The sequence below is a fragment of the Streptomyces sp. JHA26 genome, from assembly GCF_002005565.1.
In the GTDB taxonomy this organism is placed as follows: Bacteria; Actinomycetota; Actinomycetes; order Streptomycetales; family Streptomycetaceae; genus Streptomyces.
In genome coordinates this window covers 1-26,515 of sequence record NZ_BDJC01000081.1, presented here as the reverse complement: position 1 = coordinate 26,515, position 26,515 = coordinate 1, and the positions used below count along the sequence as shown (strand labels likewise).

The window sequence follows — 26,515 nt, the reverse complement described above, 5'->3', positions numbered from 1 at the left end:
CTGCTGGTGGTGGCCGGTGTCGCCTACTGGCAGCTGTCCCGGCAGACCTCGGGCGCGGTGACCGACGACGGCGGCGGCGCCCTGGGCATCGACCCGCTGCTGGTCGCGGCGCCCGCGCTGGCGCTGCTGGCCGGCACCGTGCTGACGCTGCGGCTGCTGCCGCCGGTGGCGCGGCTCGCCGAGCGCCGGGCGGCCGGCGGGCGCGGACTGGCCTCGGCGATGGCGGGCTGGCAGCTCGCCCGCCGCCCGATGCGCGGGGCCGGCCCGGTGCTGCTGCTGGTCCTGGCCACGGCGCTGGGCATGCTGGCCGTCGGACAGGGCGCCTCCTGGGACCGCTCGCAGGACGACCAGGCGGACTTCCGCGCCGGCGCGCCGGTGCGGGTGCTCGGCGCCGGGACGGCGGCCCTGGGCCGCACGGAGACGTACGCGGCGGTCCCGGGCGTCCGGGACGTGGCCCCCGCCGCCCGTACGACGCTGCAGATGTCCGGCGACCGGACGGCCACGGTGCTGGCGCTGGACACGGCGGGCGCCGCGGACACGATGCTGCTGCGCCCGGACCTGTCCCCCGAACCGGCCCGGCCCCTGCTGGCCCCGCTCGGGCCCGAGGACGAGGCGGCGGGCGCGAAGGTGCCGGAGGGCACCGTGCGGCTGGGCCTGACGGCGACCCTGGGACGTTCGGGCGCGGGCGGGGACACGGGCACGACGGCGGACGTGACCGTCACGGTGCTGGACGGCCACGGCACGCCGTACCGGCTGGCGGCCGGCGCGCTGGACGCCGACGGCCGCAGCCACACCCTGGACCTCGCCGTCGCCGCGGGCCCGCTGACCGTGACCGGTCTGGAGCTGGTCACGGCCCAGCCGAGCGGCCGGGCGCAGCAGCACCGCTTCGCCCTGGAGGCGCTGACCGCCACGGCGGCCGACGGCACCGTGCGGCGGCTGGCGCTGCCCCGCTCGTGGACGGCCTCCGCGCGCGGCGCCGGCCAGGTCTCGCCCCCGGACGCGCCCACCAGCCCGACGCAGCCCCGGCTGCGGGCGTCCGGGCCGCCGGTGATCGAGTACGGCACCGGGTACGTGCCGGCCGACACGCCCTGGGAGTCGGCGTCGCTGACCGTGCGGCTGGACGCCGCACAGCCCGCGCCGCCGCAGCTCACGGCCGTGGCGACCGACCGCTTCCTCGACTCCGCGGGCGCCCGCGCCGGGCAGTCGGTGGACATCGCGCTGGACGGCCGGAGCGTCACCGTGCGGATCGTGCACGCGGTCCACGCCCTGCCGACCACCGTCGCGGCGGACGCCCCCGAGCGCGACGGCGGGGCCCTGCTGGTCGATCTGCGGTCGGTGAACCGGGTGCTGCAGGCCCGGTACGGGGAGAGCCTGACGCCCACCGAGTGGTGGCTGCGGACGGCGCCGGGGAAGGCGGCCGGGGTGGCCGCGGCGCTGCGCGCCTTCCCGGACGTCGACCCGGCGCAGGTCGTGGTGCGCGACGAACTGGCCGGGCAGTTGCGCGACGACCCGTTCGGCGCGGGCCCCGGGACGGCGTTCACCGCGGCGGCCGGGGTGGCGGCGGCGCTGGCGGCCGTCGGGTTCGCGGTGAGCGCGACGGGGTCGCTGCGGGAGCGGGACGCCGAGTTCGCGGTGCTGCGCGCCCTGGGCGCCCCGCGCCGCCGGCTGGCCCGCGCGGTCGCCGTCGAGCAGGGCGTCCTGGTGGCGCTGGCGCTGCTCGTGGGCACGGCGCTGGGTGCCGTGCTGGCCCGGGCGGTGATCCCCCTGATCGTGCTGACCCCGGAGGCCGCCCGCCCGGTGCCCGCCGTGCTCGTCGACCTCCCCGTGGACCGCGTCGCCGTGCTCCTGGCCGCCGTGGCGGTCACCCCCCTGCTGGTCACGGCGGTCCTCGCCCTGCGCCGGACGGACCCGGTGTCGGCGCTCAGGGAGCAGGGAGGCGGGCCCCGGTGACGACCCCCCGCACGGTGGGGACGGCCGATGGGCCGCCGCCCCGCCGCCCTCGCCCGGCACGGGTGACCGTACGGCGCCCGTCACGGGGGCACGGTCCGCTCGTCATGGGGCACGGTCCGCTCGTCGTGGAGCACGGTCCGCTCGTCGTGGAGCACGGTCCGCTCGTCGTGGAACAAGGAGGTGGGCGGAGGTGAACCCCGTAGCCGCCCCGTGGGTGCGGACTCGGCTGCGCACCGCCCCCGGTGCCGCGTGCGCGCTGGCGCTGCTCGTGGCGCTGACCGCGTGCCTGGCCGCCGCCTTCCCCAGGGCACTGGACCGGTACGAGGACACGAGCCTGCGCCACGACCTCCGGCAGGCCCGCCCCGACCGGACCGGCGTCATGCTGACCACCGGACGCCCCGGCTTCGGCACCGAACCGGAGCGGTGGCAGCGGGACGCGGGCCCCGACGCGCTGCGCGACAGCTACGCCGAGGCGCTCGGCATCGTGGCCGGTCGGCTCCCCGTCGACCGGGCGCAGTCGGCGTACGGGGTGCGCACCACCGAGAACATCGAGGTCCCGGACTCCTGGCTGCCCCGGCCCGACGGCTTGGCGCCCCGCCTGTACCTCGCCGCCCACCACGGCCTCGGCGACCACGCCCGGCTGCGTTCCGGCCGGCTGCCGCGCACGTCCGGCACCCCGGTCACCGCGGCCGGCGACCGGGTCGAGGCCGTCGTCACCGCCGAGACCGCCGCGGCCCTGCGCATCGAGGTCGGCGCGGTCCTCCACGTGCCCCGCGTGGCACGCGCCCCGCTCGCCGTCCACGTCACCGGCGTCCTCGCCCCGCGCGACCCCGACGGCGCCTACTGGGCCACCCAGCCCGAGCTGCGCACCCCGTCGTTGGTGAGGGTGCCGGGGCCGGCCGGCGCGGACACCAAGAGGTACTGGACCGGCACCCTGCTCGTGGCCCCCGACGCGGGGCCCGCCCTGCTGGGGACGACCGGTTCCCCCGTGCGCTACTGGCAGTTCGCGCCGGACACCGACGCGCTGCACGCCCACGACCTGGACGGGCTGAACTCGTCCGTCGCCGCCCTGGAGTCCGGGCCGGGGCTGCGGGAGGTGCGGTCGGCCGTCGCCCCGGACGCCGAGGTGAGCACCGACCTGGACGAGGTGTTCACCGCCTTCGACCGGCTGCGGTCGAGCATCGGCCGGCTGGTCACGGTCGCCGCGGTCGGCACCGGCACGGTCGCCGGCGTGGTCCTGCTGATGGCGGCCGGCCTCGCCGCCGACCGGCGCCGCGCGGAACTCGCCCTGCTGCGCGCCCGGGGCGCGTCCCTGCGGGGCCTGGTGGGACGGCTGCTGGCCGAGACGGCGGTGGCGGCGGTGCCCGCGGGCGCCCTCGGTCTCGCCGCCGCGCTGCTCGCCCTTCCCGGTGCCCGTCCCGGCCCGGCCGTCGCCGCCGCCGTCGCGGTCACCGTCGTCGGCTGCGCCGCGCTGCCCCTGCGGGCGGCCGTCGCCCACCGCGCCGTCCAGGTCCACGGCGGCCGGCGGGACGTGGCGTCACCGCGTCCGTCCCGGCGCCGTACGGTCGCCGAACTCACCGCCGTCGTCCTGGCCGTGGCCGCGGTCGAGACGCTGCGCCGGCGCGGTGCGACGAGCTCGGCCGACGACCTGGTGTCGCTCGCGCCGGTGCTGGTCGGGGGGATCGCCGCGCTGGTCCTGGTCCGCCTGTACCCGCTGCCGCTGCGGCGCCTGGCCCGCCCGGCGGGGCGGCTGCGCGGCGCGGTGGGGCACCTGGCGCTGGCCCGCGCGGGCCGTACCTCCGTCTCGGCGGTGCTGCCCCTGCTCGCGCTGCTGACCGCGCTCACCACGGCGGCCTTCGGCGGCTCGGTGCTGGCCGGCGTGGCGGACACCCGGGACCGGGCGGCCCTGCTCACCACCGGCGCCGACGCCCGCGTCGAGGGGAACGGACCGCTGCCGTCCGCCCTGGTCGACCGGGTCCGCCGCACCTCCGGCGTGGCCGGGCTGACCGGGGTGAGCATCGCCTACGAGGCCCGGACCAGCAACGGCCGTCAGGTGCTGCCCGTGGCCGGCGTCGACCCCGCCGCCTACGCGCAGCTGGCGGCGCGCACGGACCTGGGGGGCTTCGACGCGGACGACCTGAAACGCCCGGACGGCCGGGACGAGCCCCTGCGCGCGCTGGCCTCGCCCACGGTCGCCGAGCGGTTCGGCAGCGAGCCGTTCCGGGTGCGCATGGAGGACGGCACCGCCGTCATCCTGCGGATCACCCTCGTGAGCGACGTCACCCCGGCCGTCTCCGGCGACGAGTTCCTGGTCGTGGACCGGGCCGGGCTGTCCGCGGAGGCGGCCCGTCCGACCGTGCTGCTGCTGACCGGCGACCGGATCGACGGGGGTGCGCTGCGCCGGGCGACCGGCGACGCCGGCTCCGTGCTCCTGCGCGAGCGGGAACGGGCCCGGTACGTCGACTCGCCCCTCCAGACCGGTGCCGAACGCGTCTACACGGCGGCGGTGGCGGCCGGCGCCGGTTACGCCGTACTCGCCCTGCTGCTGTCCCTGCTGCGCGCCGCGCCCGAACGGGCCGCGCTGCTCGCCCGACTGCGCACGATGGGCCTGACCCGGTCCCAGGGCCGGCGCCTGCTCGTCCTGGAGTCCCTCCCCCAGGCCGCCCTGGCGGCGGCGGGCGGGGCGCTGACCGGCTGGGCGGCCGTGCGGCTGCTCTCCCCCGGCGTCGACGTGACGACGATCGCGCTGGCGACGGAGACGTCCCCGGGCGGCCGGGCCGGGCTGCGCACGGACCCGTGGTCGCTGGCCGTGCCGACGGTCGCGGTGCTGGTGGTCGCGGTGGGGGCCGCGGCGGTGCAGGCGTGGTGGTCGGGCCGACGCGGATCGGTCACGGAGCTGCGGGCGGGGGACTCCGGATGAACGGCCCCGACCGAGCACCTCACCCGGCCCACCCGGACCGCCTCGGTCGCCTGAGCCCTCCGGACCCGGTGAGCAGCACACGCGGCACAGGACCCTCACCTCACCCGAGCAGCCTGGGCCACGCCCACCGCCTCAGCCCCCTGCATCGCCCGCACCATCCGCACCGCCCGTACCGCCTGTACTACCCACATCGCTCGCACCACCCGCACCACCCGCGTCGCCCGGCCCGAAGACACCCAGGGCATCTGCCGAGGAGGCCCCGATGACGACGAACCCCACCCTCGCCGACCTGGCCGGCCGCGCCACCGCGTCCCGTGACCGCCCGGCCTACGGCCACGACGCCCTCATCACCTGCGACCGCCTGGTCCGCGTCTTCAGCGCGGACGGCGTCGAGGTGCAGGCCCTCCAGGGCCTCGACCTGCTGGTCCGGGAGGGCGAGCTGATGGCCCTGGTCGGTGCGTCCGGCAGCGGCAAGTCGACGCTGATGAACATCCTCGCCGGGCTGGACACCCCGACCGCCGGCGCGGCCCGCGTCGCCGGCCGGGACCTGCTCACGATGACCGCGAAGGACCGTCTCTCCTACCGCCGCGAGGTGGTCGGCTTCGTCTGGCAGCAGACGTCCCGCAACCTGCTGCCCTACCTGACGGCGGCCCAGAACGTCGCCCTGCCCGTGCAGCTCGCGGGCGCCCGCGGCCGGGGCCGTGCGGCCCGACGGGCGCGCTCCGAACGCGCCCTGGAGCTGCTGGAACTGCTGGAGGTCGCCGACTGCCGCGACCGCCGCCCGCACCAGATGTCGGGCGGCCAGCAGCAGCGCGTCGCCATCGCCGTGGCCCTGGCCAACGAGCCCGCGGTCCTGCTCGCCGACGAACCGACCGGCGAGCTCGACTCCCACACGGCGGAACAGATCTTCGCCGCCTTCCGCACCGCGAACGAACGGCTCGGCACCACCATCGTCATCGTCACCCACGACCAGGCGGTGGCCGACGAGGTCCGCCGCACGGTCGCCATCCGCGACGGCCGCACCTCCACGGAGGTGCTGCGGCGCAGCGAGGTGGACGCCGCGACCGGCCACGAGACGGTGGTGGCCCGCGAGTACGCCATGCTCGACCGCGCCGGCCGCCTCCAGCTGCCCGCCGAGTACACCCGGGCCCTCGGCATGCGCGACCGCGTCGCCCTGGAACTGGAGCCCGACCACATCGCCGTGCGGCCGGACGACAGCGAGCACCCCTGACGGGACGGCTCAGCGCACGCTGAGGCCCAGCGTCCCGGTGCCCGCCCGGCGCAGGGCGACGGATCCGTACGGGGTGCGCAGCCGCAGCCACGCGCCCGAGGAGACCAGCGCGGGTCCGTTCCCGGCCGTGTCCGCGGGGCGCAGGAACCCCAGTGACTGGGCCGCGTGCACGGCCCGCACGGGCAGGCCGGTGTCCCCGACCGTCCGGGACCATATCTCCCGGCCGATCCGGTCGAGCTCGGCCCGGGTGCGCTTCTCGGGGGCCAACTCCCCGGTCCGTGACCGGAACTCGGCGACGGCCGCGGAGACCAGGGCCCGCAACGCGTCCGGGGCGGGCAGCCCCGGTTCGGGCCGCCAGCCGCCGCGCGGGGGGAGCACGCCGGCCCACGGCGGTCCGGTGACCGCGCCGGGCACGGCCGCGGTGGCCGCCGGCTCGTCCACCGACTCCAGGAGCTCACCGGCGGACACGGTCACGTCCAGCGTGACGTCGAGCCCGCTCTCGTACGGCTTCGCCAGCCGTACCGCCCGCACGGCCAGCACCTCGAAGGAGGGCGGCCGCCCGAAGACGGCGAGCGCCGTGCCGTGCGCCTGGAGGCGTACGGCGGCGCCGCGGTCGTAGTGGAGCAGGCGGGAGAGGAAGGCCGCGAGGTCGGCGGCCTCCCCCTCGTCGGCGAGGTGGAGCACCGTCATGCGGCGACGGCCTCCTCCTCGCCGTCCCGCGCCTTCTCGCCGGCGTCGTCCGTGTACTCCTCGAGGAACTCCCGCTCCTCCGCCGTGATCCGGCGGGGGCGCTGCTCCTCGAAGTCGAAGGGCACGATCACCGTGGAGGCCCGGACGTAGACCTGGTCGCCGTCCTTCACCTCGTAGGAGAGGGTGAAGGAGGCGGCCCGGATCTCGGTGACCCACAGCTCGATGTCGACCGGGTGGTGCCGGTGGACGAGCTGCCGCTTGTAGTCGATCTCGTGGCGCGCCACCACCGACCCCTGCTGGAAGTCCTTGTCCGGACGGAACAGGAAGTCGATACGGGCCTCCTCCAGGTAGCGGAGGAAGACCACGTTGTTGACGTGACCGTACGCGTCCATGTCCGCCCAGCGCAGCGGGCAGCGGTAGAGGTGCCGCAAGATCGATCAGCCCCGGGTCAGCTTCTTGTAGGTGGCACGGTGCGGACGCGCCGCGTCCGGGCCGAGCCGCTCGACCTTGTTCTTCTCGTACGACTCGAAGTTGCCCTCGAACCAGAACCACTTGGAGTCACCCTCGTAGGCGAGGATGTGCGTGGCGACGCGGTCGAGGAACCACCGGTCGTGGGAGACGACCACGGCGCAGCCCGGGAACTCCAGCAGCGCGTTCTCCAGGCTGGAGAGGGTCTCGACGTCGAGGTCGTTGGTCGGCTCGTCGAGGAGCAGCAGGTTGCCGCCCTGCTTGAGGGTGAGCGCGAGGTTCAGCCGGTTGCGCTCGCCGCCGGACAGCACGCCGGCCGGCTTCTGCTGGTCCGGGCCCTTGAACCCGAAGGCGGAGACGTACGCGCGGCTCGGCATCTCGACCTGGCCGACGTTGATGTAGTCCAGCTCGTCGGAGACGACGGCCCACAGCGTCTTCTTCGGGTCGATGTTCTCGCGGCTCTGGTCGACGTACGAGATCTTGACGGTCTCGCCGACCTTGATGGAACCGGAGTCCGGCTCCTCGATGCCCTGGATCATCTTGAACAGGGTGGTCTTGCCGGCGCCGTTCGGGCCGATGACACCGACGATGCCGTTGCGGGGCAGCGTGAAGCTGAGGTCGTCGATGAGGACCTTCTCGCCGAAGGCCTTGGTGAGGTTGTTCACCTCGACGACGACGTTGCCCAGGCGCGGGCCCGGCGGGATCTGGATCTCCTCGAAGTCCAGCTTCCGCATCTTGTCGGCCTCGGCGGCCATCTCCTCGTAGCGGGCGAGGCGCGCCTTGGACTTGGCCTGCCGTCCCTTGGCGTTGGAGCGGACCCACTCCAGCTCGTCCTTGAGGCGCTTCTGCCGCTTGGCGTCCTTCTGGCCCTCGACCTTGAGGCGGGTGGCCTTGGTCTCCAGGTACTTGGAGTAGTTGCCCTCGTAGCCGTGCAGCCGGCCGCGGTCGACCTCGCAGATCCACCCGGCGACGTTGTCCAGGAAGTACCGGTCGTGGGTCACGGCCACGACGGTGCCCTCGTACTTGGCGAGGTGCTGCTCCAGCCAGTTCACCGACTCGGCGTCGAGGTGGTTGGTGGGCTCGTCGAGCAGCAGCAGGTCGGGAGCCTCCAGCAGCAGCTTGCAGAGCGCGACGCGGCGCTTCTCACCACCGGAGAGGTTCACGACGGGCCAGTCGCCGGGCGGGCAGCCCAGCGCGTCCATGGCCTGCTCGAGCTGGGCGTCGAGGTCCCAGGCGTTGGCGTGGTCCAGCTCCTCCTGGAGCTTGCCCATCTCCTCCAGCAGCGCGTCCGAGTAGTCGGTCGCCATCTGCTCGGCGATCTCGTTGAACCGGTCGAGCTTGCCCTTGACCTCGGCGACACCCTCCTGGACGTTCTCCAGGACGGTCTTCTCCTCGTTCAGCGGGGGCTCCTGCAGCAGGATGCCGACCGTGTAGCCCGGCGACAGGAACGCGTCACCGTTCGACGGCTGCTCCAGGCCCGCCATGATCTTCAGAACGGTCGACTTACCGGCACCGTTCGGACCGACCACACCGATCTTCGCGCCGGGAAGGAAGTTCAGCGAGACGTCGTCAAGGATGACCTTGTCGCCGTGCGCCTTGCGCGCTTTGCGCATGGTGTAGATGTACTCAGCCAAGAGAAACCGTCCGGCAGCTTGATCAGGCAGTGGGCAGATACACCCCATCTTGCCGCACCGCCACCCCTGGGCGGAAACGCGTTCCCTGCGAGGGCTCTGACCTGGCCCTTTGCGAGGCCCGACAGCGGCCCGCCGGACGTCTGCGCACCCTCGGGGCGGCTCCGCGCGGCCGCCCGGGGACTTCTTCCGTCCCGCCGGCCGCCGCGGCCGTCCACGCCCCGGACCCCGGCTTACGCCGCTGGTCCACCGGACCGGCCGCCCGCGGAGCGGCACGGACACGGAGCGGACCGGCACGGACGCGGAGCGGCTCGGCGCCGGTCAGGCCCCGCCGTGTTCGTTCTTCCCGCGGACGAGCAGCAGGACCGCGCCGCCGATCACGACCAGGCCGATGGCCGCGCCGCCGATCAGGGGGGTCGCGTCGGAGCTGCCGGTCTCGGCGAGGTCGGCGTCGTGGCTGGGGGTGGGGTCGACCACCGCGGCGGGGGCCGGCTCACCGAGGGTGCGGGTGTCCTGGCCTGCCGGGCTGCTCTGCGTGCGGCAGTCGAGGACGCCGGTGAAGCGCTGCTCGAAGCCGTCGGAGCCGCGGACGGCGAAGTCGTAGGCGCGGTCCTCCGGCAACGGGATCGTGACCGTCCGGGTCTCGCCCGCCGCGATGATGTACTCGCTGTCCAGCACCTCGAAGGTGAACGCCACGTCGCCCTTGTTGACCGCGGTGATGTCCAGGCCGCCCTCGGCACAGTTCTCCGCCCCGGACAGTGCGGGTATCGCGCCCTGGTCGGCCCAGGTCGCGCTCGCCGTCGCCGACACCGTCGACTCGCTGGAGCCGGCCAGGATCTGCGTCTGGCTGCGGCTCTCGGAGGCGAAGGCGCGGCCGACCGGCACGGTGGTCGAGGCCTGGACGGTCAGTCCGGCGGTGCCCGCCGCGGTGTCCCTCGGCACGTCGAAGAAGATCTGGGCGCCGTCGGTCACGGAGGTGACGGGCCTGCCGTCCTTGTCGACGAACCGCACTCCGTCGGTGGTGGCGTCCGCCGGCGGGACGACCGTCGCGCTGTCGGCGTTGGTGTGCACCGTCACCGGGCCGAGCCGCTCGCCCGGGTGGCCGGAGACCGCGGGCGGGTCCAGCGTGAGCGACGCCGCGGGCTCGGTCAGGTTGCGGGCGTGCTTCTCCAGGTAGTCCGCGAGCCGCTCGGCCTGCGGGTCGACGGCCTCGACGTCCGTGTCGTCCGAGTAGCGCCAGATGGCCACCTGCGTGCCGGCCGCCGCGTCCTGCTCGGTGAGCCCGCCGCGCACCCCGGCCTTCTTCGCGAGCGCCGCGAGGTCGTTGACCTGGGGGTAGGAGTTCTGCAGGATCCAGCGGATGCGGCCGGCGTCCTTGTTGGTGCCCAGCGAGGTCCCGCTCCAGGGCGTCTCGTGGTACTTGGCGTCCTTCTGCGTCGGGTTCTGGATGTCGACGCAGTAGGTCTGCAGCATGCCGCCACCGTCGACGGACATCTCGAACAGGCCGGCCGACACCTCCTGGTCACCACCGGCCATGTGTATGACCGCGGCGCCGTAGGTCTTCAGGCCGCCTATGGTGGCCGCGGCCCCGCCCTCGCCCCGCGTCTCCCCCTGGGCGGCGGCCGGGGCAGCACCCGCCGCTACGCCGGCCGCGGCGAGCACGGAGACCAGCGCCGTGGCGGCGAACCGCGCCGCCGCTCCACGGCCGGGCAACAGGACAGAGAGCGAAGAAAGCACCAAATTCCCCTTCGAGCAGGACCCGTTGGCATGGGGGCACGGTCCCACCAGCAGAATCAGCAGTCCCTCAGGACATGTTCGGCATCCTAAGGACCTGGCACACCACACCCCTCGGCGAGGCCGGTTCGAGCGGAGATCCGACTCGGAATCGTTATGGCCGACTCCCCCTGCGAGCAGGGCTTATCGACAAATCCACCCGGGCTGATCCGTATGCTCTCGCCGATAAGCCGCACTTCGGTCACCGGTGTCGGGGCGCCCGCGTCACGCCACCGCGGCGGGTTCCGGCCGCTGCTCGCCGTCCGCGGGCCGCGACTCCACGGGCGGCGTCTCCCAGTTGGGCTCCGGCTGCGGTGGAGAGGCGGCCCCCTCGGCCCTGTTGGTGCGCCGGAACGCCGCCGTCCCTCGCGAGAGGTCGTGCCCGATCGCCACCGCGTCGATGTCCGCGGAGGTCCAGTTCTGTCCCTCGCGCACGTCCGTACGCACCTTCAGCCGACCGTGCACGACGACGGGTTCACCCACCGTCAGCGATGCCGACGCGTTGGTGGCGAGCTGCCGGTTGGCCCACACCGTGAAGAAGTTGGTGTGGCCGTCCGTCCACGCGTTCTTCTCGCGGTCCCAGTAGCGTGCGGTGACCGCCAGCCGGAACCGCGCCGACGGTCCGCTCGCCAGGTCCCGGTACACCGGCCGCGTCGCCACGTTGCCCACGGCACAGATCATGGTCTCGTTCATCGTGAGTCCCTCCCTCCACGCGTACGGGCCCGGCCCGTACGGCTGCTGCGTCTGCCTGCCGGCGACCGCTTCCGCCACGATCGCCGCGAGGCCAGACTGCCTCCGTCCGGGCCGGGCCCGCAGAGCGCTGTGGACCCTCCCCCAGCCTGTGGAGAACCCCGCCGCCCGAACGGGTGAGGGTCTTCCCCACCGGCTACCTCGCCCGAGCCCCCGCTCCCGCCCCCGTCCTCGCTCCAGCTCCCGCACCCGCACCCGCACCCGCACCGAATCCCGTCCCGGCCCCGGTCCCCACACCCGTCCCCATGCCCGTCCCCACGCCCGTTCCCGCGACCCGCCCGTACTGTTCCCGTACCTCCCGGTACCGCAGCAGCTCCGCCGCCAGCGGATCGAGCACCCGGGCCCGGCCGCACCCCGCGGCCGCCTCGCGCAGCCTGCGTTCCGCCTCGTATCCGTAGCGCCGCGCCGGTCCGCGCGCCGCCATGCGGCAGCTCCACTCGATGGCCGGGCCGCCGACGATGCCGGACACCATCAGCAGCACCGGCACGCCCAGGTTCGGCGACATGATGCCGATGATCTGGCCGAGCAGCCACAGGCCGCCCACCACCTGGAGGAGGGTCATGGACGCCTGGGCCAGCACGGCCACCGGCCACCACCCGGGCCGCGGCGGACGCACCGTCGGCAGACCCTGCCGCTCCGCCAGCTCGTCGAGCGCCTCGGGCAGCCCCTGCGCACCGCGGACGGCCGCCTCGCGCACCGCCTGCGCCCACGGCGCCGGCAGCCCGGCCGACGCCCGGTGGGACACCGTGCGCACCGCCTGCTCGACGCGCTGACGGGCCGCGACCTCCTCGTCCGCCTGGGTACGCAGCGGCAACCGCCCCGTGGAGGGCTCGCCCCGGTCGAAGTACCAGCGCCACAGCCGCAGCCAGGGCGTGCCGCAGGCGCGGTTGGCGTTGCGCAGCCAGGAGCGCTCGGCCGCGTCGCCCGCCGCGGTGGCGCCCACCGCGTCGGCGAGCCGGTCCGCGAACTCCTCCCGGGCCTCCTCGCTGAGCCCGATGCGCCGCCCCGCGACGTACACGGGCCGCAGGTGCCGGGCGGCGGCGTCCACGTCGGCCGCGATGCGGCGCGCCGGTGCCTGCCGCTCGGCGACGAACTGGCCGAGCGTCTCGCGCAGTTCGTCCATGCCCTCCCCGGTGAGCGCGGACAGTGCGAGCACCGCCGCGCCGGGTTCGCCGTGCTCCCCCAGGGCGATGCCGTCCTCGTCGAGCAGGCGCCGCAGGTCGTCGAGGACCTGGTCGGCGGCCTCCCCGGGCAGCCGGTCGACCTGGTTGAGGACGACGAAGGTGACCTCCGCGTGGCCCGCCATCGGCCGCAGATAGCGTTCGTGGAGCATGGCGTCGGCGTACTTCTCGGGGTCGACGACCCAGATGACGGCGTCGACGAGCCCCAGGATGCGGTCCACCTGCTCACGGTGCTGCACGACCGCCGAGTCGTGGTCGGGCAGGTCGATCAGGACCAGTCCGCGCAGCGGCGAGTCGGCGCCCGGGTGCTGCAGCGGACGGCGGCGCAGCCGGCCGGGGATGCCGAGCCGGTCCAGCAGGCTGGCCGCGCCGTCGCTCCAACTGCACGCGATGGGCGCGGCGGTGGTCGGCCGGCGGACGCCCGTCTCGGAGATCATCACCCCGGCGAGCGCGTTGAACAGCTGCGACTTGCCGCTGCCGGTCGCGCCGGCGATGGCGACGACGGTGTGCTGCCCGGAGAGCCTGCGCCGCGCGGCGGCCTCGTCGAGGACCCGTCCGGCCTCGGCCAGCGTCCCGCCGTCGAGCCGGGTACGGGAGAGCCCCACCAGTTCGCGCAGCGCGTCCAGCCGCGACCTGAGGTGCCCGTCGTAGGCCAACGGCATCAGGGGCGAGGAACTCGCCGGTCTGGACGGCACGGCGGTGAACTGTTCCGCGCCGCCGTTCTCGTCCACCCGTCGTGCGATGAGCCCGTCGTCCCAGGCCCCCTCCTCGTCCCGGGTCCCGGGTTCGGCCGCCGATCCCGCCCGGACACCGTCCGCTCGCTCCTTGCGGTCCGTACGCCGGGGGGTGCCGTCGTCCGCCACGCGCGCGTGGGGGCGGGACTCGCGGGCGCGCTCACCGTCACCGCGCGCCTCACGCTCCCTCCCCCCGCGCTCGCCCCCGCCCCCTGCCGCACGCTCGCGCCCGTCGTCGCGGGCGCGTGCGCCCCGGCCCGCGTCCGCGGCGGCACGGTCCTCCCCGGGGCGCCTCTCGCCGGCGCCCGCCCCGTGTGCGCGCTCCCCGGCACCACGTTTCCCGCCGAGGCCGCCCGGGGGGTCCGTCTCCTCCGTGTGGTCGGTGTGCTCGGTGGGGTCCTGGTCAGTGACGGCGGTCACCGGTCACCTCTCCTTCTGCAGTACGGACAGCGCGGCGATGAGCTCGGCCTGCGGTTCGGGGTGGACCTCCAGCGCGTCGAGCGGAGCGAGCCGGCGCTCACGCTCCGTGTGCATGACGCGGTCCATGCGGTCGATGAGCAGCCGCCCGCCCCGGTCGCGCAGCCGCAGCGCGCCGTGGGCGCCGATGCGTTCGGCGAGCCCCTCCCCGGCGCTGCGCGCCCGCCTGCCGCCGAGCAGTGCGGTGGCGCCGAGGGCGGCGACCGTCTCCGGGTCCGGTGCCAGGCTCCGGTCGAGCCGCCGCACCTCCTCCTCGGCGTACTCCTCCAGCTCCCGCCGCCATCGCCGTACGGCCATCCCGATGCGGTGCTCGGCGCCCTCGGACGAGGAGGCGCGGGCCGCGAGTTCCGGGGCGTCCGCCGCGGGCTCGCGCCGCCAGGCCTCGTCGACGTGCTCGTCGGCGGCGGTGACGGCGCACAGCAGCAGCGCGCCGAGGCTCTCCACCAGCGAGTCGAGGAGTTCGCCGGGAGTGCAGTCGAGCGGGAAGGAACGCCACCGCTTCAGGGCGTCGCCGGTGAGTACGGACCCCGCCTGCAACCGTCCCCGCACGCGCGCGTGCTCGGCGTCGTACGCCCCGTCGACGGCGGCGGTGAGCCGCAGCGCGGCGGCGTACTGCGCGGCGGTGGCACTGGCCAGCTCGGGCATCCGGGTCTTGAGGGAGTCCAGGACTCCGTAGGCCGTACGGGCCATGGCGTCGTGCCGGGCCGCGAAGTCCTGGGCCCGGTGGACGAGCCAGGCCCGCAGCGGCGCCACGGCGGTGGCCGGCAGCAGCCCGCCGCCCCAGGCCGACTCGGGCAGCTCGGGGACGGTGAAGCGGGGGACCTCGCCGAGTCCGGCCTTGGTGAGCAGCGCCGCGTACTGCCGTGACACCTCGGCCACCACCTGGTGGGGCACCCGGTCGAGCACGGTGACCAGTGTGACGTCGTACTCCTTGGCGGTGCGCAGCAGTTGCCAGGGCACGGCGTCGGCGTACCGGGCGGCGGTGGTGACCATCACCCAGATGTCGGCGGCGCAGATCAGCTCCGCGGCCAGGACGCGGTTGTCGGCGACGAGGGAGTCGATGTCGGGCGCGTCGAGGAGGGCGAGGCCGGGCGGCAGGGTGTCCGCGGTCTCGACGCGCAGCACGCGCGTGGGGTTGTCGCCGGGCAGGAGCAGCTCGTCGTCCGGGGAGCGGTGGGGCGCCCACACGCGCGTGAGGTCGGGCAGCACGCGCATGCCGCTGAACCAGTGGTGGTCCTCCGGGTGGCACACCAGCACCGGTGTCCGGGTGGTGGGCCGCAGGACGCCCGCCTCGCTGACCCGCCGGCCCACCAGCGAGTTCACCAGCGTGGACTTCCCGGCCCCGGTGGAGCCTCCCACGACGGCCAGCAGCGGCGCTTCGGGATCTCTCAGCCGGGGCACCAGGTAGTCGTCGAGCTGGGCGAGCAGTTCGTCGCGGTTGGCACGCGCACGGGGAGCCCCCGCGAGGGGCAGCGGGAAGCGTGCGGCCGCGACACGGTCGCGCAGGGCGGAGAGTGCGTCGAGCAGCTGAGGCCGTACGTCCAAGGTCACCACATGGGAAGAATGCCCAATTTTAGGGGAATTCTGAAGCATATGAGCATGTCTGCGCGCCGACCGGACATTGCGGACGGAAGGGACTACTGGGGCGCGAGGACAGTCCAGGCATAACGAGTGCACAACACCCGGTGCGCGAGACGCCAAAAGCGGTGCACGATTCGTACCTGCCTGCGATTATCGGTTCCGCTTCACCGAACCTCCACATCGAGCCACGGAGGCGAAGCGTCAGGGACACGGAACCGGGAGCCCTATCCTTGTCCCGGCAACGTCGTGGACCGGCCCCTTCCGGCCCCCACGACCGAGGCCACCACACCAGGCCCCCGTAGCTCAGTGGATAGAGCAGGCGCCTTCTAAGCGCTTGGCCGCAGGTTCGAGTCCTGCCGGGGGCGCCCATCTCTGCCCTCCCGCCGGGGAGGGCTTTTCGCTGGTCAGGGCCGGTATCAGCCGCCACGACGAAGCCCCGGGCACCCTTCTGACGATCAAGGGCGGGCTCCGGGGCTGTCCGGCTGTCACCGGGTTTTCGCGGGTGGCCGTGTCGAATACGTGTCGAAGTTCTCGGCCGGAGAATCAGCCGGCGCCGGGCGCCTCCGGCAGGTCCCCCGCGGCTTCGAGCCGCCGCTTCAGATCCGGCAGCTGCCCGTCGACGCACCGGGCGTACGTGGCGAGGAGCACAGCCACGCTGTTACCGGCCCACTCCGCCACCTGGGCGGGCGGGATCCCGTCGTTGAGCCACTTGGTCAGGCGCGTGTGCCGGTTGTCGTACACGCGCCGCCCGGTCGGCGACTCGAAGACATGGGGAGGCAGCACGGCCTTACGCGCACCACGCCAGGCCCGACGGATGACCGAGCCGGCGAGGATGCCGCCCGACTCCCCCTGGAACAACAGATCGCCCGGCCGCAGCCGCTCGTCCTGGATGTGCTGCCGCAGGATGCGCGTCAGGGCCGGGTGCCCCGGCACAGTGCGCGTCTCGCCCTCCGCACGGCCCTTCAGGTCCCGCTGTTCGTGGATCTCACCCGTGTCGGTCCACTGCTTCCCGACCTCCGGAGTCGCCGTGTGGATCAGCAGCTCGCACCACTGATCCTCGGCGTCGGGCTCGGGCAGCGTGACGTCCTCCACCCGCATCGCCACAGCTTCCTCGGGGCGCGGACCGCAGTAGTACAGCGTGGCGAAGAAGGCGTGGAGCCGCCTGCCACCGCGCGGCCGGCGCCGTATCCAGTCGAGGATCGCCGCCGCCTGCTCGGGGTTCAGCAAGGACCGCTTGTCCACGGCGTTCGAGGTCTTCGTGGCGGCCGCCGACTCCTTGCCCTTGGGAAGGGGATTGACCCGCAGGATGCGCCGCCGGACCGCGTGCTTCATGACGACGTTGAGGATCCGCCGGTTGCGCTTCCGGGACCAGGCCGCCGCCTGCCTGCCGTCAAGGCGGGTGTCGATGGCCCGCAGGACTTGGTCGACTTTCTCCGGGTCCTCCCAGACCGAGACGGGCAGGGAGTTCCGCTCGACCCACCTGAGGATGGCCACCACGTCCCGCGGCGCGTCAGGTCGTCGGTTCGTGTTGAACGCCCACTCACGCAGGGCGGTGCGCACGGCGGCAGGTGCGAACTGGGTGGGCTTAGCCCGCAACAGCGCGATGGTCGTCGCGGTCAGGGTCTTGGCGATGTTCTTGCGGCTGTTGCCGCCGAGCTGGGACCAGCGGGCATCCACGTACTCGACGGCGAACCTGTACCAGCTCATGGCAGCCGACTTGGAGCGGTGGGACACCGGAAGACCGGTGGTGACGACGAACGCCTCCCCCTTACCGGTGGCCCGGATGAGTTCGGAGCGGAAGCCTTCGGCGAGGGCAACCGTGTCGAAGGGCTCACGCCAGCGCTTCCCCGCGACCACCCAGCGCACGGTGTAGGTGTTCTTCCGGGCGCCCTTGTACGTGAGGATCTTGTAGACCTTGACGTCGTACGTCGTCTCCATCAGGCGGCGTCCTCGCGGTCGTAAAGCCAGTCTTCGAGGTCGCTCCGCCGGATTCGGAGGTCGCCGTTCGGGAGCTTGATGCAGCGCGGCGCACGATGCTTGGCCCGCCAGTCGTAGAAGGTCGAGCGCGAGATGGCCAGTTCCTCGCAGACCTCCGCGAGGGTGAGCATGCTGCGTGACCGCATGGCCGTGGTCATTCCTTGCTCCCTTCGTCCAGGAGGGCTTCGCGAGCGGTCTCACGGTTGGTCCGGAGGTCGCGGGCGATGGTCGCGGCGAGGGCGGCTTCACCCGGCGTGTGGCCGTGGCCGGCGTACTGCCAGTCGGCCAGGACCAGGACGGTGGCCGGCTCACGGTCGTCGAGGCCGAGGACGGAGGCTTCCTGGGCAGCGCGGTAGTCGGCGCGTTCCTGGCGGAGGGCACCGAGGGTGGTGGAGTAGGTGCGCGACTTGGACGAGAAGTGCCCGCGGAAACCGAGCATGTGCGCCCACGCCCAGAGACGCCGATCCGGATAGAGGCCGTCCAGGTCGCGGCACGCGGTGATGAGACGGCGCGTGTGGTCGGGGACGCCGTGGCGGTCGAGTTCGGAGAGTTCGCCGATGCGGCGGTCCAGGGTGCCGGTGTTCTCAGCGGCCTTGGTGGCGTACTTGGCCACGTACGAGGCGACGGCCTGTTCGGTGATGTCGGAGCCGTCACCGAAAGCCTGGACCGGGCGGACGTCGAGTTGCCGACCCCAGCGGAAGGTCCGAGCCGGCTGGTCACCGGCAGCCGGAACGGAGACCGACGTGTACGAGTGCGCGGCGGCGACGCGCAGCGCGTCCGTGAGGACGTCGACCGTGGCCCAGGCGGGCGGTGGCGTGCCGGGTCCTTCCGGGCCGTCGAGACGTACGACGGCATGGAAGTGCAGAGCACCGCGCTTCTGGAACTCGGCGACCTTGCCATACGAGACGCGAAGATGATCGGCGAGTTCCCGGCGGGTCAGGCCGGCGCGGGCGGCGAGTTCGCGGCGGAGTCGCGTGGTGAAGCGCTGCCAGAGCTGTCCGGCGTGGTTGTTGAACAGCACGGCGCCCGCGTAGTCATACGTCTCGGGGTCGAGGGCGGTGCCCAGTTCCGGGGCGTCGGGCGCGTGCGGGGTGCCGCAGCGGCAGGTGCCGTGGTCGGGGCGGTTATGGACCGGGCCGAACGAGGGCGCGGTGAGGGTGGCGAAGACCCGCGGGTGATCTCGGACGGCGGCGGGGACGTCGCGGCGGTCGTCCCCGGCCAAGCCGGCGCGGATCAGGTGATAGGTGTCGCCCGCGTAGGTCCAGGCGCAGGACGGGCAGCGGGACGCGCGGCGGTTTCCGCAGGCGAGGCGGAGACGGCCGCCCGGCTCGTTCGCGGTGGAGTAGTGGTGCAGGGTCTCACCGCTGGTCTTGTCCTTGTGGAGGATCCAGCCGGTGAGGTGGATCGGGTCGGAGCAGCCGCCGGTGCGACGGATCTGGTCTTCCCAGCGTGCGTAGTCGGAGGCCGAGGCCACTCGGAGCACGTCTCCGAGGGCGATCGGGTCGAGCAGGATGTCTGGCGTGAGCGCACTCGGTGTCGCGGATGAGGCGCGGTGGGCCATGCTGGATGTTCCTTCCGGTTGCGAGATCGGACAGGGACGGCTCCCGGGCGGCGGATGCTTGGCGGTATCGAGGCCGCCCGGGGGCCGGTCAGCGTCGCTTGGCGTCCGCGTGGACGAGCGAGCGGATCACCAGGGCGCAGATGGCGAGCGAGGCGCCGGTGATGGCGACGGCCAGGAGCATCGAGACGAGGACGGCGCCGACGACCAGGACCACGGCGGTGCCGCCGCCGACGAGGGCGAGCGCGGTGCCAGGCGTGAGCTGGACCGTGGGCCGGGACGACGCCGGGGGCGGCAGGGTGGCCGGCGGGGGCGCGGTGGTCGGGGTGGTCGGGGTGATGGTGGTCGGCTCGACGACGGCGGGCGGGGTGGCGAGACCGGTCGGCGTGGGCATGGTGGGGATCTTCGGGCGGAGCATCGGTGATCTCCCTTCGGGCGGTTACTTGATCAGGCCGTTGACGGCGGGGGCCAAGACGCTGTCGGCGAGGAGGAAGCCGCCGAGGAGCAGTACGGCGATGAGCCAGGCGGGCGGGCGGATGAGCTTGACGCCGAGGTAGCCGACGACGAGGAGCGCGAGCCAGAGCGGGACCTGCATGGCGGCCTCCTAGCGGACGCGGCAGCGGTGGGTGCGGGCGGCGAGCTGGGCGGCGGTCTGGCTGGTGTAGTCGGCGGACCAGCCGCAGCCGTCGGAGTTGCACACGGCGGCGTGCTTGGTCCGGCCGTTGCGGTCGCGGTGGGTGCCGATCTGCACCGGGCCGATGCGCATCACGGAGTGGAAGTTGTCGCGGGCGGGCATGGCTGGTTCTCCGTCCTGGTCAGGCGAGGTGAGCGGCGATGGCGTCGGCCAGGTGGGGCGGGACGCCGAGGCGGGCGCGGAGGGTGTCGGTGTCGATCGGGGAGCCGGTGCGGACGCGGTACTCGTCGGCGACCTTCCGGGCGTGGTCGACGAGGACGGGCGGAACCGCGGGGGCCGGGATGGGAGCCGGAAGGGCCGGGGGCTCGTCGGCTTGGGGAGCCGAGGGCTCGTCGACTGCGGGGGCCGGGGGCTCCGGTTCGGGCTCGGGAGCCGTGTCCCGCTCGGGGAGGGTGTCGGGCTCGGGGGCCGGCGGTTCCGGCTGCGGCTGGTGCTTGGCGGAGTGGGCGAGCAGCGTGCCGCCGAGGAAGGCGAGCGCGGGCCATCCGGCGATGCCGAGGCGGAGCAGGGCGGGCGGGTCGGCCAGGTCGAGGAAACCGGCGGTGGCGACGTTCGCGCCGAGCGAGGCGAACAGGGCGATGAGGAACCAGGACCAGGCGAGCCGGGACGGCCCTTCGCTGCGGAGCCGTCGCCAGGCGGCGACCAGGAGCAGGTCGACGCTGACCGGGTAGGCCCAGGCTTTCCAGCCGTCCTGTCCGGCAGCGGCGGCCAGGTCGTGCAGGTGGGCGAAGGACAGGGCTCCGGCGATGACGGCCTGGACCAGGACGGCGTCGGCGCGCAGACCGAGGCGGCCGGCCATCAGAAGTCCTCGGCGGTCGTGTCGGGCGGCTCGGGGAGCGAGGCGGCCAGCGAGGGGCTGACGGCTTCGACGAAGTCGAGGTCCGCGCCGTCCGTGTCGGCGTAGAGGGCGAGTTGGCCGAGCAGGAGCACGGTGCGGGCGAAGTCCTCGCAGTCGGGGCACATGGCGGTCGTTCTCCCTTCATCAGGCATGGCGGGGGTAGGGACGTGGCGCGAGGGCGGTCGCGCCGACCGGGGAGGTGCGGAAAGGTCAGGCCGTGACGGGTGCTGTCTTGGACAGCGGCGCGGGGTCTGCGGCGGTGCCGGTCAGCGCGGGACGGAACGGGGCCAGCTCGGGCAGTTCCGGGGTGCGGTCGGCGTGCCGGTTGCAGATGTTGGCGGCCTGGCGGAGCGAGGTGTGCGGGGCGCGGATGCGGTGCCAACCGCCGGTTGAATCACCGGCGATGGCGAGGCCGCGCATCTCCGCGGGGATCTGGATGGCGGCCAGGACGGCGTCCGGCGAGATGTCACCGAAGGCCATGTTCGCGCTGGTCTCGTCGTTGACGCGGTGGGCGGTGCGGCCGGTGAGCTGGGCGCGGAGCATGGTGATGCCCTTGCCGAGTTCGGAGCCGAAGCGCTGTCCGCAGATTTCGAGGTAGATGCCGGCGGCGCGGCCGAGTTGGGCGAGGCGGACCAGGGCGGTGATGATCCGGTCGCGCCGCTTCTCTTCTTCCTTGGTGGCGAAGAGGGCGAGTTCGGCGACTTCGTCGACCAGGACGACGATGGGGGTCGGGCGGAGGTGGTCGGGCAGGTCCCAGATGTCGGCGGCGATCTCGGCGTCCGGGACGTCGGCGGTGATGCGCTGTTCGGCGCGGATGAGTTGGTAGACGTCCTCCATGCGGGCCACGAGGGCGTCGAGGAGTTCGGCGGCGGTGTCGGGGTTGTCGGCGAGCGCGGTGAACCGGTGGGCCAGCGGGAAGAGTTCGACGCCTTGCTTGCAGTCGATGCCGACCAGGGCGACGTCCATCGGGGCGAGCCCGGCGACGAGGTTGCGCTGGTAGACGGACTTGCCGGACTCGGTGGCGCCGAGGGTGAGCGCGTGGGGTATCGCCCGGTAGTCGCGGTAGTGGATCGAGCCGTCCTCGCGCAGGGCGACCGGAACCCGCATCAGGCGGGTGCCGGTCTTGGCCGGCATCTGCACTCGCTTGAGTACGTCGTAGCCGGTCATCCGCAGCTCGATCACGCCCGAGCGCAGCTCGCGGGAGGTGACGCCGTACATCGAGAAGGAGTGGCGGAGCCGGTCGGAAGCTGCGGCGATGTCGAAGGCGTCCTGTCCGGGCCGCAGCTTGAGCCGTAAGACCAGGCCGGTGCGGGTGGGTCGGACGCGGAGGATGCGCGGCGGACGGGACTCCGGGACCGGCCGGTTGGTCATCCGGGCGAAGGTGAGGCGCCAGCGCGGAGCCGGGACGGTGAGCCCGCAGGCGTCCATGACCGAGGCGTACTGGACCAGGACACGCAGCGCGGCGAGGGTGATCCCGAAGGTCAGCCAGTACCAGGCGGGGCGCCGCCACCGCAGGAGACCCGCAGCGGCGACGACCAGCACGAGCGTGACCGTGAAGGCGGTCATGGTCAGGCCGCCTTCGTCTGCGCGGCCATGTCGGCGAGGGAGGTCACGGCGACCGCGCGGAAGGCGATGCCGTGCCGCTTCTGGCCGTTGAACTCGTTCTCCCACGGCCGGGCGATCAGGCCGGTGAGGGCGACCGGGGTGCCCATGGCCAGCTCACCGGAGATGCCGGTCTCCGGAACGGTGATGGACAGGATCTCGACCTCGTCGTTGGCGGCGAACATCACGTCGACGGTCATGAGCTTGGCGCCGGTGTCGATGTCCGTGGCGATCTCGCCGGTGCGGCGGTCCTTGACCTTGGGCTGCGGGGTCTTGGCGACCATCACGGTGGCGGCGGTGGTGTCGACGGGAATCTGACGCATGGCAAAGCACTCCTCTACACAGGCGGGACTCCGTCACTCATGTATATGAGTGACATGAAGAAGAGTGCATCACTCCTATACATGAGTCAACCCGCCGCGGCTCAGAAGTCGAGGCGGGCTGCGTGGAGTTGAGGCAGTGTCAGTCGGCGGCCGGGATGCGGTACTCGAAAACGAACTGGTCAGCGGCCATGAGCGTGTCGCAGACCTCAACGACGCGGCCCTCGGTCGTACGGGCCTCGCGGATCAGATGGACCACGGGCGCACCGGGGCTGAGGGCGAGTTCCGACGCCTCCGCCTTGGAGGCCGGCCGCGCCTGCAAGGTCTCAACGAACTCCGCGAACTCGTGCCCGTGGTCCTCAAGTCGGGCATAGATGCCACCGCCGCCGGGGTTCTCGGCGAACAGCTCGGGGATCTCCTTCACCACGTCCCACGGGAGGTAGGAGGAGGCGGTCTCGACCGGAGTGCCGTTGCGGAAGTAGAGACGGCGCCGGGCGAGCACCTGGGCGCCGACGTCGACACCGAGCCGTCGGGCCGCATCCTCGGGGGCCTCCATAGGGCCGATGTAGAGGACGCTGACCTTGGCGGTGGCACCAGACTGCGCCGACTCGGCCAGGTAGGCAGCCTTGCCCCCGCGGCGGTGCGAGCGCCGGAAGCGGTCGGAGGAACGGTGCCGCACGGGCGGCCGGTCCTTCACGATCGAGCCCTTGCCGTGACGGGTCTCGACGAGGCCGCTTGCCCGCACCTCGACCATGGCCTTGCGGATGGTCCCGCCGGATACGCCGTAACGGTCGACCAGTTCGGATTCACTCGGCACCATCTCACCGGGCTTAAGAAGCCCTGCCCGGATCTGCTGCACGATCTCCTCGGCGATCTGCACGTACCGAGGTACGGACCGCTCACCTCCTGCTGCGGTTCCCATAGTCCTTCCCTGCCTCCTATGCTCCTGTACATGAGTGAATCACAAGGAGCAACGTCCGCGCCGCTGCACTCGGTATCCGTAGCCGGGGTGGTGGTCCGCGAAGACGGCCGGCTCCTGGCGATTCGCCGCGCCGACAACGGCACCTGGGAGCTCCCCGGCGGAGTACTCGAACTCAACGAGACCCCAGAGGCCGGCGTCGCCCGCGAGGTCCTGGAGGAGACAGGCATCCACGTCGAGGTCGACGAGCTGACCGGTGTCTACAAGAACACGACCCGAGGCATCGTCGCCCTCGTCTTTCGCTGCAAGCCGTCCGGCGGCATCGAGCGCACGTCGAGCGAGTCGACAGCCGTCGAGTGGCTCACGCCCGACCAGGTCAGCGAGCGCATGGCCGAGGTATACGCGATCAGGCTCCTAGACGCCCTGGACGGCAGCGGCCCCCACGTACGAAGCCACGACGGCAAGCGGCTCATCCCAACGGGATAAGACTTTCTCTACTTCATCAAGGCGGCTCGCTCCGCCCCCCGCGCGTGGCGCGGGCGTCGGCCGGGCCTGCGCTCCTGTCTCCGCCCCGCTCCAGCCCGGCCGACGCCCGCGCCACGCTCAGAGCAGTCAGGCACCTGACGTCAGAGAAGAGGCAGGTCGCGGCTTGGCTCCGCCAAGCACACTCCTACAAATTCCGACAAGATTCAACACCTACCTCTTGGTCGATGAGTAGTAGGTAGATATTGCACCTAACGCGTCACCAGACTTGACCGACAGGAGGTCCGTCGATGTCCATTACCCCCCGAGGGATGTCGATCCAAGAAGCCTACAGCCTTTATCGAGGCGAAAGGCTTATCGTGAATCGCAACTATCAAAGAAAACTCGTATGGGGGGTAGACGAAAAGGTCCACTTGATTGACAGTATTCTAAAAGGATTCCCGATCCCGCTGTTCCTTTTCGCTGAAACACTAGACGGCGACTTTGAAATCATCGATGGCATGCAGAGGCTAGATGCGATCTTTGGATTCATTGAACACAAGTACGCCATTAAAACCGGTGACGCAAAACAGTTCTTCGACCTGAAGGAATTCTCGCGAGCACGACAATTCGCAGAGGCGGGAGCATTTGAAGCCGAACCGGGAAACCCTGATCTCCTTCCAGCAAGCAAGTGCGCCGACTTGCTTGACTATCAGCTAGCGGTAACCATCTTCGATTCGAAAGAGGAAACGCAAGTAACCGAAGTATTCCGGCGCATCAACTCAGGAGGCCGCCAACTCAGTGCGCAGGAGAAACGACAGGCAGGTGTCGTCAGCGACTTCGTTCGGATGGTTAGGAGGCTAGCCTCCGACTTTCGATACGACGGCTCACCCGACGTACTCCCTCTCACCAAGATGCCTGTTGTCTCCATCGATTCCGCACGCGAAAGACTCGGGTACGGAATCGCGGCAGAGGAGACATTTTGGTGCAGCTTGGGAGTCCTGAATCCACGCCAGCTACAGCAAAGTGAAGATGAGCAGCTTCTAGCGGACATTTGCATTTCAGTTGTCAGGGGCAACACGTTTAGCGTCAGCTCTGATGTACTTGATAAGTATTTCGATCCAACTACTCCTGAGAGCCACTCGCTTGCCATTGACCTAAACGCCTATGGCACCGAGACTCTAGCCAGCGATGTCAAGGACGTGCTTGGCGCCATGAAAACCATGGTGGAGTCCGAGCGGCCAGGCATCAGCGGAGCCTTCCGATCGCACGTCAGCACTAGTAGCTTCACTTCCGCCAAAACGCCCTTCTATGCGATATTTATGGCGTTCTACGATCTGATGGTCAGGCAACAGAAGCAGCTCGCAGACCCTAAAGCGGCATTTGCTGCTATTCGAAAGGTATCCGCTAGGCTGACCCCTAGCAGAAATACAACGACCGAGCAGCAGCGCCAGGAGAATATTGACATTGTTCGCGGTCTCTTGGAGAAGCACTTCGCCAGTGCACCGCGGCCAGCGCTCACTCACGGCCCCGCCATGGAGATTGAGTTCCCTAACATCATTAGGCGAGCTCCAATAGAGAGTGCGCGCTATGAATTTAAACAAGGGATAGCGTCACTGTACGGAAAGCGAGAAATCAACCAGACCTTTCTCGAAAAAATGCCGAAAATTATCTCAGCCATCGCGAATGTAGGACCCGAAGCGGATGGATACATCGTCTTCGGCGTAGCGGATACCAGCAAGGATGCGGAACGAGTTGAGCAACTTGATTCCGTCGTGGCTCTCCGCATGGGACGTCAACTTCTTGTCGGCGTTGACCGAGAATGCCGAGTTCTAGGAATCCAGCTTAGCGATTACACGCGGAAAATCTTGGGAGTCATTCAAGGTTCTCCTATGAGTGAGCCGCTAAAGAGTGCTGTCTTGGCAAACGTGGACACCGTCACTTACTCTGGGCGGTCATACGTGGTTATCAGAATTCCCGCCCAGTCAGAGCTGTCCAGTTTCGACGAGGAGTACTACGTGCGCGATGGAGAGGACCTTCGCAAAATGAAGACCAACGAGGCGCTTGCTGCGTCGAAGCGGTTCAAGTAGTCAGGCGGGCAATGGGTTACCCGGAGGGCGTGCCAGCACTGCGCCAGATACATCGGTGAGCCACGGGTATAAACGGGGATCAATTCAGCACTTCACCAAGGCCCGTGGCTGTTCCGTCGTACGAATCAAGCTGAGGGCCGAAGCACGGTCATCACGGGCAGGCCGTCATGGCTTGCCCTGTTCGACGGCACAGCGGCGTGGCCGAGGCCAGTGGGGATGCAGAGGGGCACACGCGCACCTGATCGGTCGGCGCACCGCCACCGTGGCTGACTGTCGTCGACTGAGGCTCAGACGACCCCACGACCACGGACTACCAGGGACGGAACACCGCTCCGCCGCAGGTGCGTGCGGAAACTGCTCCAGGAGACCCGAGCTTCCCAAGCTGAGGGCTCCGGCCGTCGTCACGGACCGGCCGTGGCCGCTTGCTCTGGTCGACGAAAAACCCCGATGGCGTGGCCGAGACCGGTGGGGGTGCAGCGAGGCATACGCGTGCGTGGTCGGTCGGCGCACCCGCCGTCGTGGCTGACTGTCGTCGGCTGAGGTTCGTGCCACAACCGTGCCAGATGCAGGGGGCAGCCACGGTCAACACCGGTGCCCTGCGGTCGAGTAGCCGCTCGCTTCCTCGGCCGCCGAAGCCGCAGCTCAGCCCGCAGATCACCCAGCCTCTCT

The 26,515-nt window shown here is 71.8% G+C and carries 23 protein-coding genes and 1 tRNA gene; 6 read left to right on the top strand and 18 right to left on the bottom strand.

The features are described 5' to 3' along the window. From JHAT_RS31080 to JHAT_RS31070, 3 genes are all read left to right on the top strand, one after another. On the top strand, nucleotides 1-1,950 hold a 1,950-nt coding region (locus tag JHAT_RS31080; RefSeq protein WP_143660551.1), incomplete at its 5' end, for an FtsX-like permease family protein. Between the two features lie 190 nt (nucleotides 1,951-2,140). Beyond that, nucleotides 2,141-4,870, top strand: a complete 2,730-nt coding sequence (locus tag JHAT_RS31075) for an FtsX-like permease family protein (RefSeq protein ID WP_077801622.1) — start codon at nucleotides 2,141-2,143, stop codon at nucleotides 4,868-4,870. Nucleotides 4,871-5,132: 262 nt separating this feature from the next. Further along, a complete protein-coding gene (locus JHAT_RS31070; protein WP_077801621.1) occupies nucleotides 5,133-6,101 on the top strand; it encodes an ABC transporter ATP-binding protein in 969 nt (322 codons plus the stop codon). 9 nt (nucleotides 6,102-6,110) lie between these two features. On the opposite strand, the gene JHAT_RS31065 is transcribed toward JHAT_RS31070, so the two are convergent. From JHAT_RS31065 to JHAT_RS31035, 7 genes are all read right to left on the bottom strand, one after another. Continuing rightward, complete coding sequence (locus JHAT_RS31065) at nucleotides 6,111-6,791, bottom strand: hypothetical protein (RefSeq protein WP_107482077.1); 681 nt, start codon at nucleotides 6,789-6,791, stop codon at nucleotides 6,111-6,113. After that, on the bottom strand, nucleotides 6,788-7,222 hold the full coding sequence (locus JHAT_RS31060) for a thioesterase family protein (protein ID WP_077801620.1): 435 nt from the start codon (nucleotides 7,220-7,222) through the stop codon (nucleotides 6,788-6,790). The genes JHAT_RS31065 and JHAT_RS31060 overlap by 4 nt, the downstream gene beginning before the upstream one ends. Before the next feature lie 6 nt (nucleotides 7,223-7,228). Beyond that, nucleotides 7,229-8,893 carry an energy-dependent translational throttle protein EttA gene (gene ettA / locus JHAT_RS31055; RefSeq protein WP_077801619.1) on the bottom strand — a complete coding sequence of 555 codons (1,665 nt, stop codon included), beginning with the start codon at nucleotides 8,891-8,893 and terminating at the stop codon, nucleotides 7,229-7,231. 318 nt (nucleotides 8,894-9,211) lie between these two features. Beyond that, nucleotides 9,212-10,627, bottom strand: a complete 1,416-nt coding sequence (locus JHAT_RS31050) for a Cys-Gln thioester bond-forming surface protein (protein ID WP_077801618.1) — start codon at nucleotides 10,625-10,627, stop codon at nucleotides 9,212-9,214. Nucleotides 10,628-10,888: 261 nt separating this feature from the next. After that, nucleotides 10,889-11,356, bottom strand: coding sequence for a single-stranded DNA-binding protein (locus JHAT_RS31045; RefSeq protein ID WP_077801624.1), 468 nt, complete (start codon nucleotides 11,354-11,356; stop codon nucleotides 10,889-10,891). A 193-nt stretch (nucleotides 11,357-11,549) separates the two neighbouring features. Continuing rightward, complete coding sequence (locus tag JHAT_RS31040; RefSeq protein ID WP_077801617.1) at nucleotides 11,550-13,748, bottom strand: YfjP family GTPase; 2,199 nt, start codon at nucleotides 13,746-13,748, stop codon at nucleotides 11,550-11,552. A 3-nt stretch (nucleotides 13,749-13,751) separates the two neighbouring features. After that, nucleotides 13,752-15,359: a dynamin family protein gene (locus tag JHAT_RS31035; RefSeq protein WP_077801616.1), complete on the bottom strand. Its 1,608-nt coding sequence runs from the start codon at nucleotides 15,357-15,359 to the stop codon at nucleotides 13,752-13,754. A gap of 319 nt (nucleotides 15,360-15,678) precedes the next feature. Here JHAT_RS31035 and JHAT_RS31030 point away from each other — a divergent pair. Continuing rightward, nucleotides 15,679-15,751: transfer RNA gene (locus JHAT_RS31030), tRNA-Arg, on the top strand. 178 nt (nucleotides 15,752-15,929) lie between these two features. Here the strand turns inward: JHAT_RS31030 and JHAT_RS31025 are convergent. The 11 genes from JHAT_RS31025 to JHAT_RS30980 form a co-directional block, all read right to left on the bottom strand. Further along, nucleotides 15,930-17,324: a site-specific integrase gene (locus tag JHAT_RS31025; RefSeq protein WP_077801615.1), complete on the bottom strand. Its 1,395-nt coding sequence runs from the start codon at nucleotides 17,322-17,324 to the stop codon at nucleotides 15,930-15,932. Next, nucleotides 17,324-17,521, bottom strand: a complete 198-nt coding sequence (locus JHAT_RS31020) for an AlpA family transcriptional regulator (RefSeq protein ID WP_077801614.1) — start codon at nucleotides 17,519-17,521, stop codon at nucleotides 17,324-17,326. The genes JHAT_RS31025 and JHAT_RS31020 overlap by 1 nt, the downstream gene beginning before the upstream one ends. Further along, a complete protein-coding gene (gene repSA / locus JHAT_RS31015) occupies nucleotides 17,518-18,924 on the bottom strand; it encodes a replication initiator protein RepSA (protein ID WP_077801613.1) in 1,407 nt (468 codons plus the stop codon). Before repSA ends, JHAT_RS31020 begins: the two co-directional genes overlap by 4 nt. Nucleotides 18,925-19,012: 88 nt before the next feature. Further along, nucleotides 19,013-19,339, bottom strand: a complete 327-nt coding sequence (locus tag JHAT_RS31010; protein WP_077801612.1) for a SpdD-like protein — start codon at nucleotides 19,337-19,339, stop codon at nucleotides 19,013-19,015. Between the two features lie 21 nt (nucleotides 19,340-19,360). Further along, complete coding sequence (locus tag JHAT_RS31005; protein ID WP_077801611.1) at nucleotides 19,361-19,516, bottom strand: hypothetical protein; 156 nt, start codon at nucleotides 19,514-19,516, stop codon at nucleotides 19,361-19,363. Nucleotides 19,517-19,525: 9 nt separating this feature from the next. Further along, on the bottom strand, nucleotides 19,526-19,717 hold the full coding sequence (locus JHAT_RS31000) for a mobile element transfer protein (protein WP_077801610.1): 192 nt from the start codon (nucleotides 19,715-19,717) through the stop codon (nucleotides 19,526-19,528). 19 nt (nucleotides 19,718-19,736) lie between these two features. Beyond that, nucleotides 19,737-20,414, bottom strand: a complete 678-nt coding sequence (locus JHAT_RS30995; RefSeq protein ID WP_077801609.1) for a DUF2637 domain-containing protein — start codon at nucleotides 20,412-20,414, stop codon at nucleotides 19,737-19,739. Then, nucleotides 20,414-20,578: a hypothetical protein gene (locus JHAT_RS34825; protein ID WP_171991143.1), complete on the bottom strand. Its 165-nt coding sequence runs from the start codon at nucleotides 20,576-20,578 to the stop codon at nucleotides 20,414-20,416. The genes JHAT_RS30995 and JHAT_RS34825 overlap by 1 nt, the downstream gene beginning before the upstream one ends. Before the next feature lie 85 nt (nucleotides 20,579-20,663). Next, nucleotides 20,664-22,019, bottom strand: coding sequence for an FtsK/SpoIIIE domain-containing protein (locus JHAT_RS30990; RefSeq protein ID WP_077801608.1), 1,356 nt, complete (start codon nucleotides 22,017-22,019; stop codon nucleotides 20,664-20,666). Nucleotides 22,020-22,021: 2 nt separating this feature from the next. Continuing rightward, a complete protein-coding gene (locus tag JHAT_RS30985) occupies nucleotides 22,022-22,378 on the bottom strand; it encodes a hypothetical protein (RefSeq protein WP_030971328.1) in 357 nt (118 codons plus the stop codon). 139 nt (nucleotides 22,379-22,517) lie between these two features. After that, a complete protein-coding gene (locus JHAT_RS30980) occupies nucleotides 22,518-23,297 on the bottom strand; it encodes a GntR family transcriptional regulator (RefSeq protein ID WP_077801607.1) in 780 nt (259 codons plus the stop codon). An 18-nt stretch (nucleotides 23,298-23,315) separates the two neighbouring features. Here JHAT_RS30980 and JHAT_RS30975 point away from each other — a divergent pair, with 18 nt between their 5' ends. Continuing rightward, on the top strand, nucleotides 23,316-23,780 hold the full coding sequence (locus JHAT_RS30975; RefSeq protein WP_171991142.1) for an NUDIX hydrolase: 465 nt from the start codon (nucleotides 23,316-23,318) through the stop codon (nucleotides 23,778-23,780). Nucleotides 23,781-24,067: 287 nt separating this feature from the next. Continuing rightward, nucleotides 24,068-25,846 carry a DUF262 domain-containing protein gene (locus tag JHAT_RS30970; protein WP_077801606.1) on the top strand — a complete coding sequence of 593 codons (1,779 nt, stop codon included), beginning with the start codon at nucleotides 24,068-24,070 and terminating at the stop codon, nucleotides 25,844-25,846. Nucleotides 25,847-26,515: the final 669 nt, after the last annotated feature.

What these genes read in the sequence shown, in the direction of transcription:
- JHAT_RS30975 (WP_171991142.1), top strand. Translation starts at nt 23,316, where the DNA reads ATGCTCCTGTACATGAGTGAATCACAAGGAGCAACGTCCGCGCCGCTG.
- repSA (WP_077801613.1), bottom strand. Translation starts at nt 18,924, where the DNA reads ATGGCCCACCGCGCCTCATCCGCGACACCGAGTGCGCTCACGCCAGAC.
- JHAT_RS30980 (WP_077801607.1), bottom strand. Translation starts at nt 23,297, where the DNA reads ATGGGAACCGCAGCAGGAGGTGAGCGGTCCGTACCTCGGTACGTGCAG.
- JHAT_RS34825 (WP_171991143.1), bottom strand. Translation starts at nt 20,578, where the DNA reads ATGTGCCCCGACTGCGAGGACTTCGCCCGCACCGTGCTCCTGCTCGGC.
- JHAT_RS31045 (WP_077801624.1), bottom strand. Translation starts at nt 11,356, where the DNA reads ATGAACGAGACCATGATCTGTGCCGTGGGCAACGTGGCGACGCGGCCG.
- JHAT_RS31025 (WP_077801615.1), bottom strand. Translation starts at nt 17,324, where the DNA reads ATGGAGACGACGTACGACGTCAAGGTCTACAAGATCCTCACGTACAAG.
- JHAT_RS31065 (WP_107482077.1), bottom strand. Translation starts at nt 6,791, where the DNA reads ATGACGGTGCTCCACCTCGCCGACGAGGGGGAGGCCGCCGACCTCGCG.
- JHAT_RS31000 (WP_077801610.1), bottom strand. Translation starts at nt 19,717, where the DNA reads ATGCCCGCCCGCGACAACTTCCACTCCGTGATGCGCATCGGCCCGGTG.
- JHAT_RS31010 (WP_077801612.1), bottom strand. Translation starts at nt 19,339, where the DNA reads ATGCTCCGCCCGAAGATCCCCACCATGCCCACGCCGACCGGTCTCGCC.
- JHAT_RS31005 (WP_077801611.1), bottom strand. Translation starts at nt 19,516, where the DNA reads ATGCAGGTCCCGCTCTGGCTCGCGCTCCTCGTCGTCGGCTACCTCGGC.
- JHAT_RS30970 (WP_077801606.1), top strand. Translation starts at nt 24,068, where the DNA reads ATGTCCATTACCCCCCGAGGGATGTCGATCCAAGAAGCCTACAGCCTT.
- JHAT_RS30990 (WP_077801608.1), bottom strand. Translation starts at nt 22,019, where the DNA reads ATGACCGCCTTCACGGTCACGCTCGTGCTGGTCGTCGCCGCTGCGGGT.
- JHAT_RS30995 (WP_077801609.1), bottom strand. Translation starts at nt 20,414, where the DNA reads ATGGCCGGCCGCCTCGGTCTGCGCGCCGACGCCGTCCTGGTCCAGGCC.
- JHAT_RS31070 (WP_077801621.1), top strand. Translation starts at nt 5,133, where the DNA reads ATGACGACGAACCCCACCCTCGCCGACCTGGCCGGCCGCGCCACCGCG.
- JHAT_RS31020 (WP_077801614.1), bottom strand. Translation starts at nt 17,521, where the DNA reads ATGACCACGGCCATGCGGTCACGCAGCATGCTCACCCTCGCGGAGGTC.
- JHAT_RS30985 (WP_030971328.1), bottom strand. Translation starts at nt 22,378, where the DNA reads ATGCGTCAGATTCCCGTCGACACCACCGCCGCCACCGTGATGGTCGCC.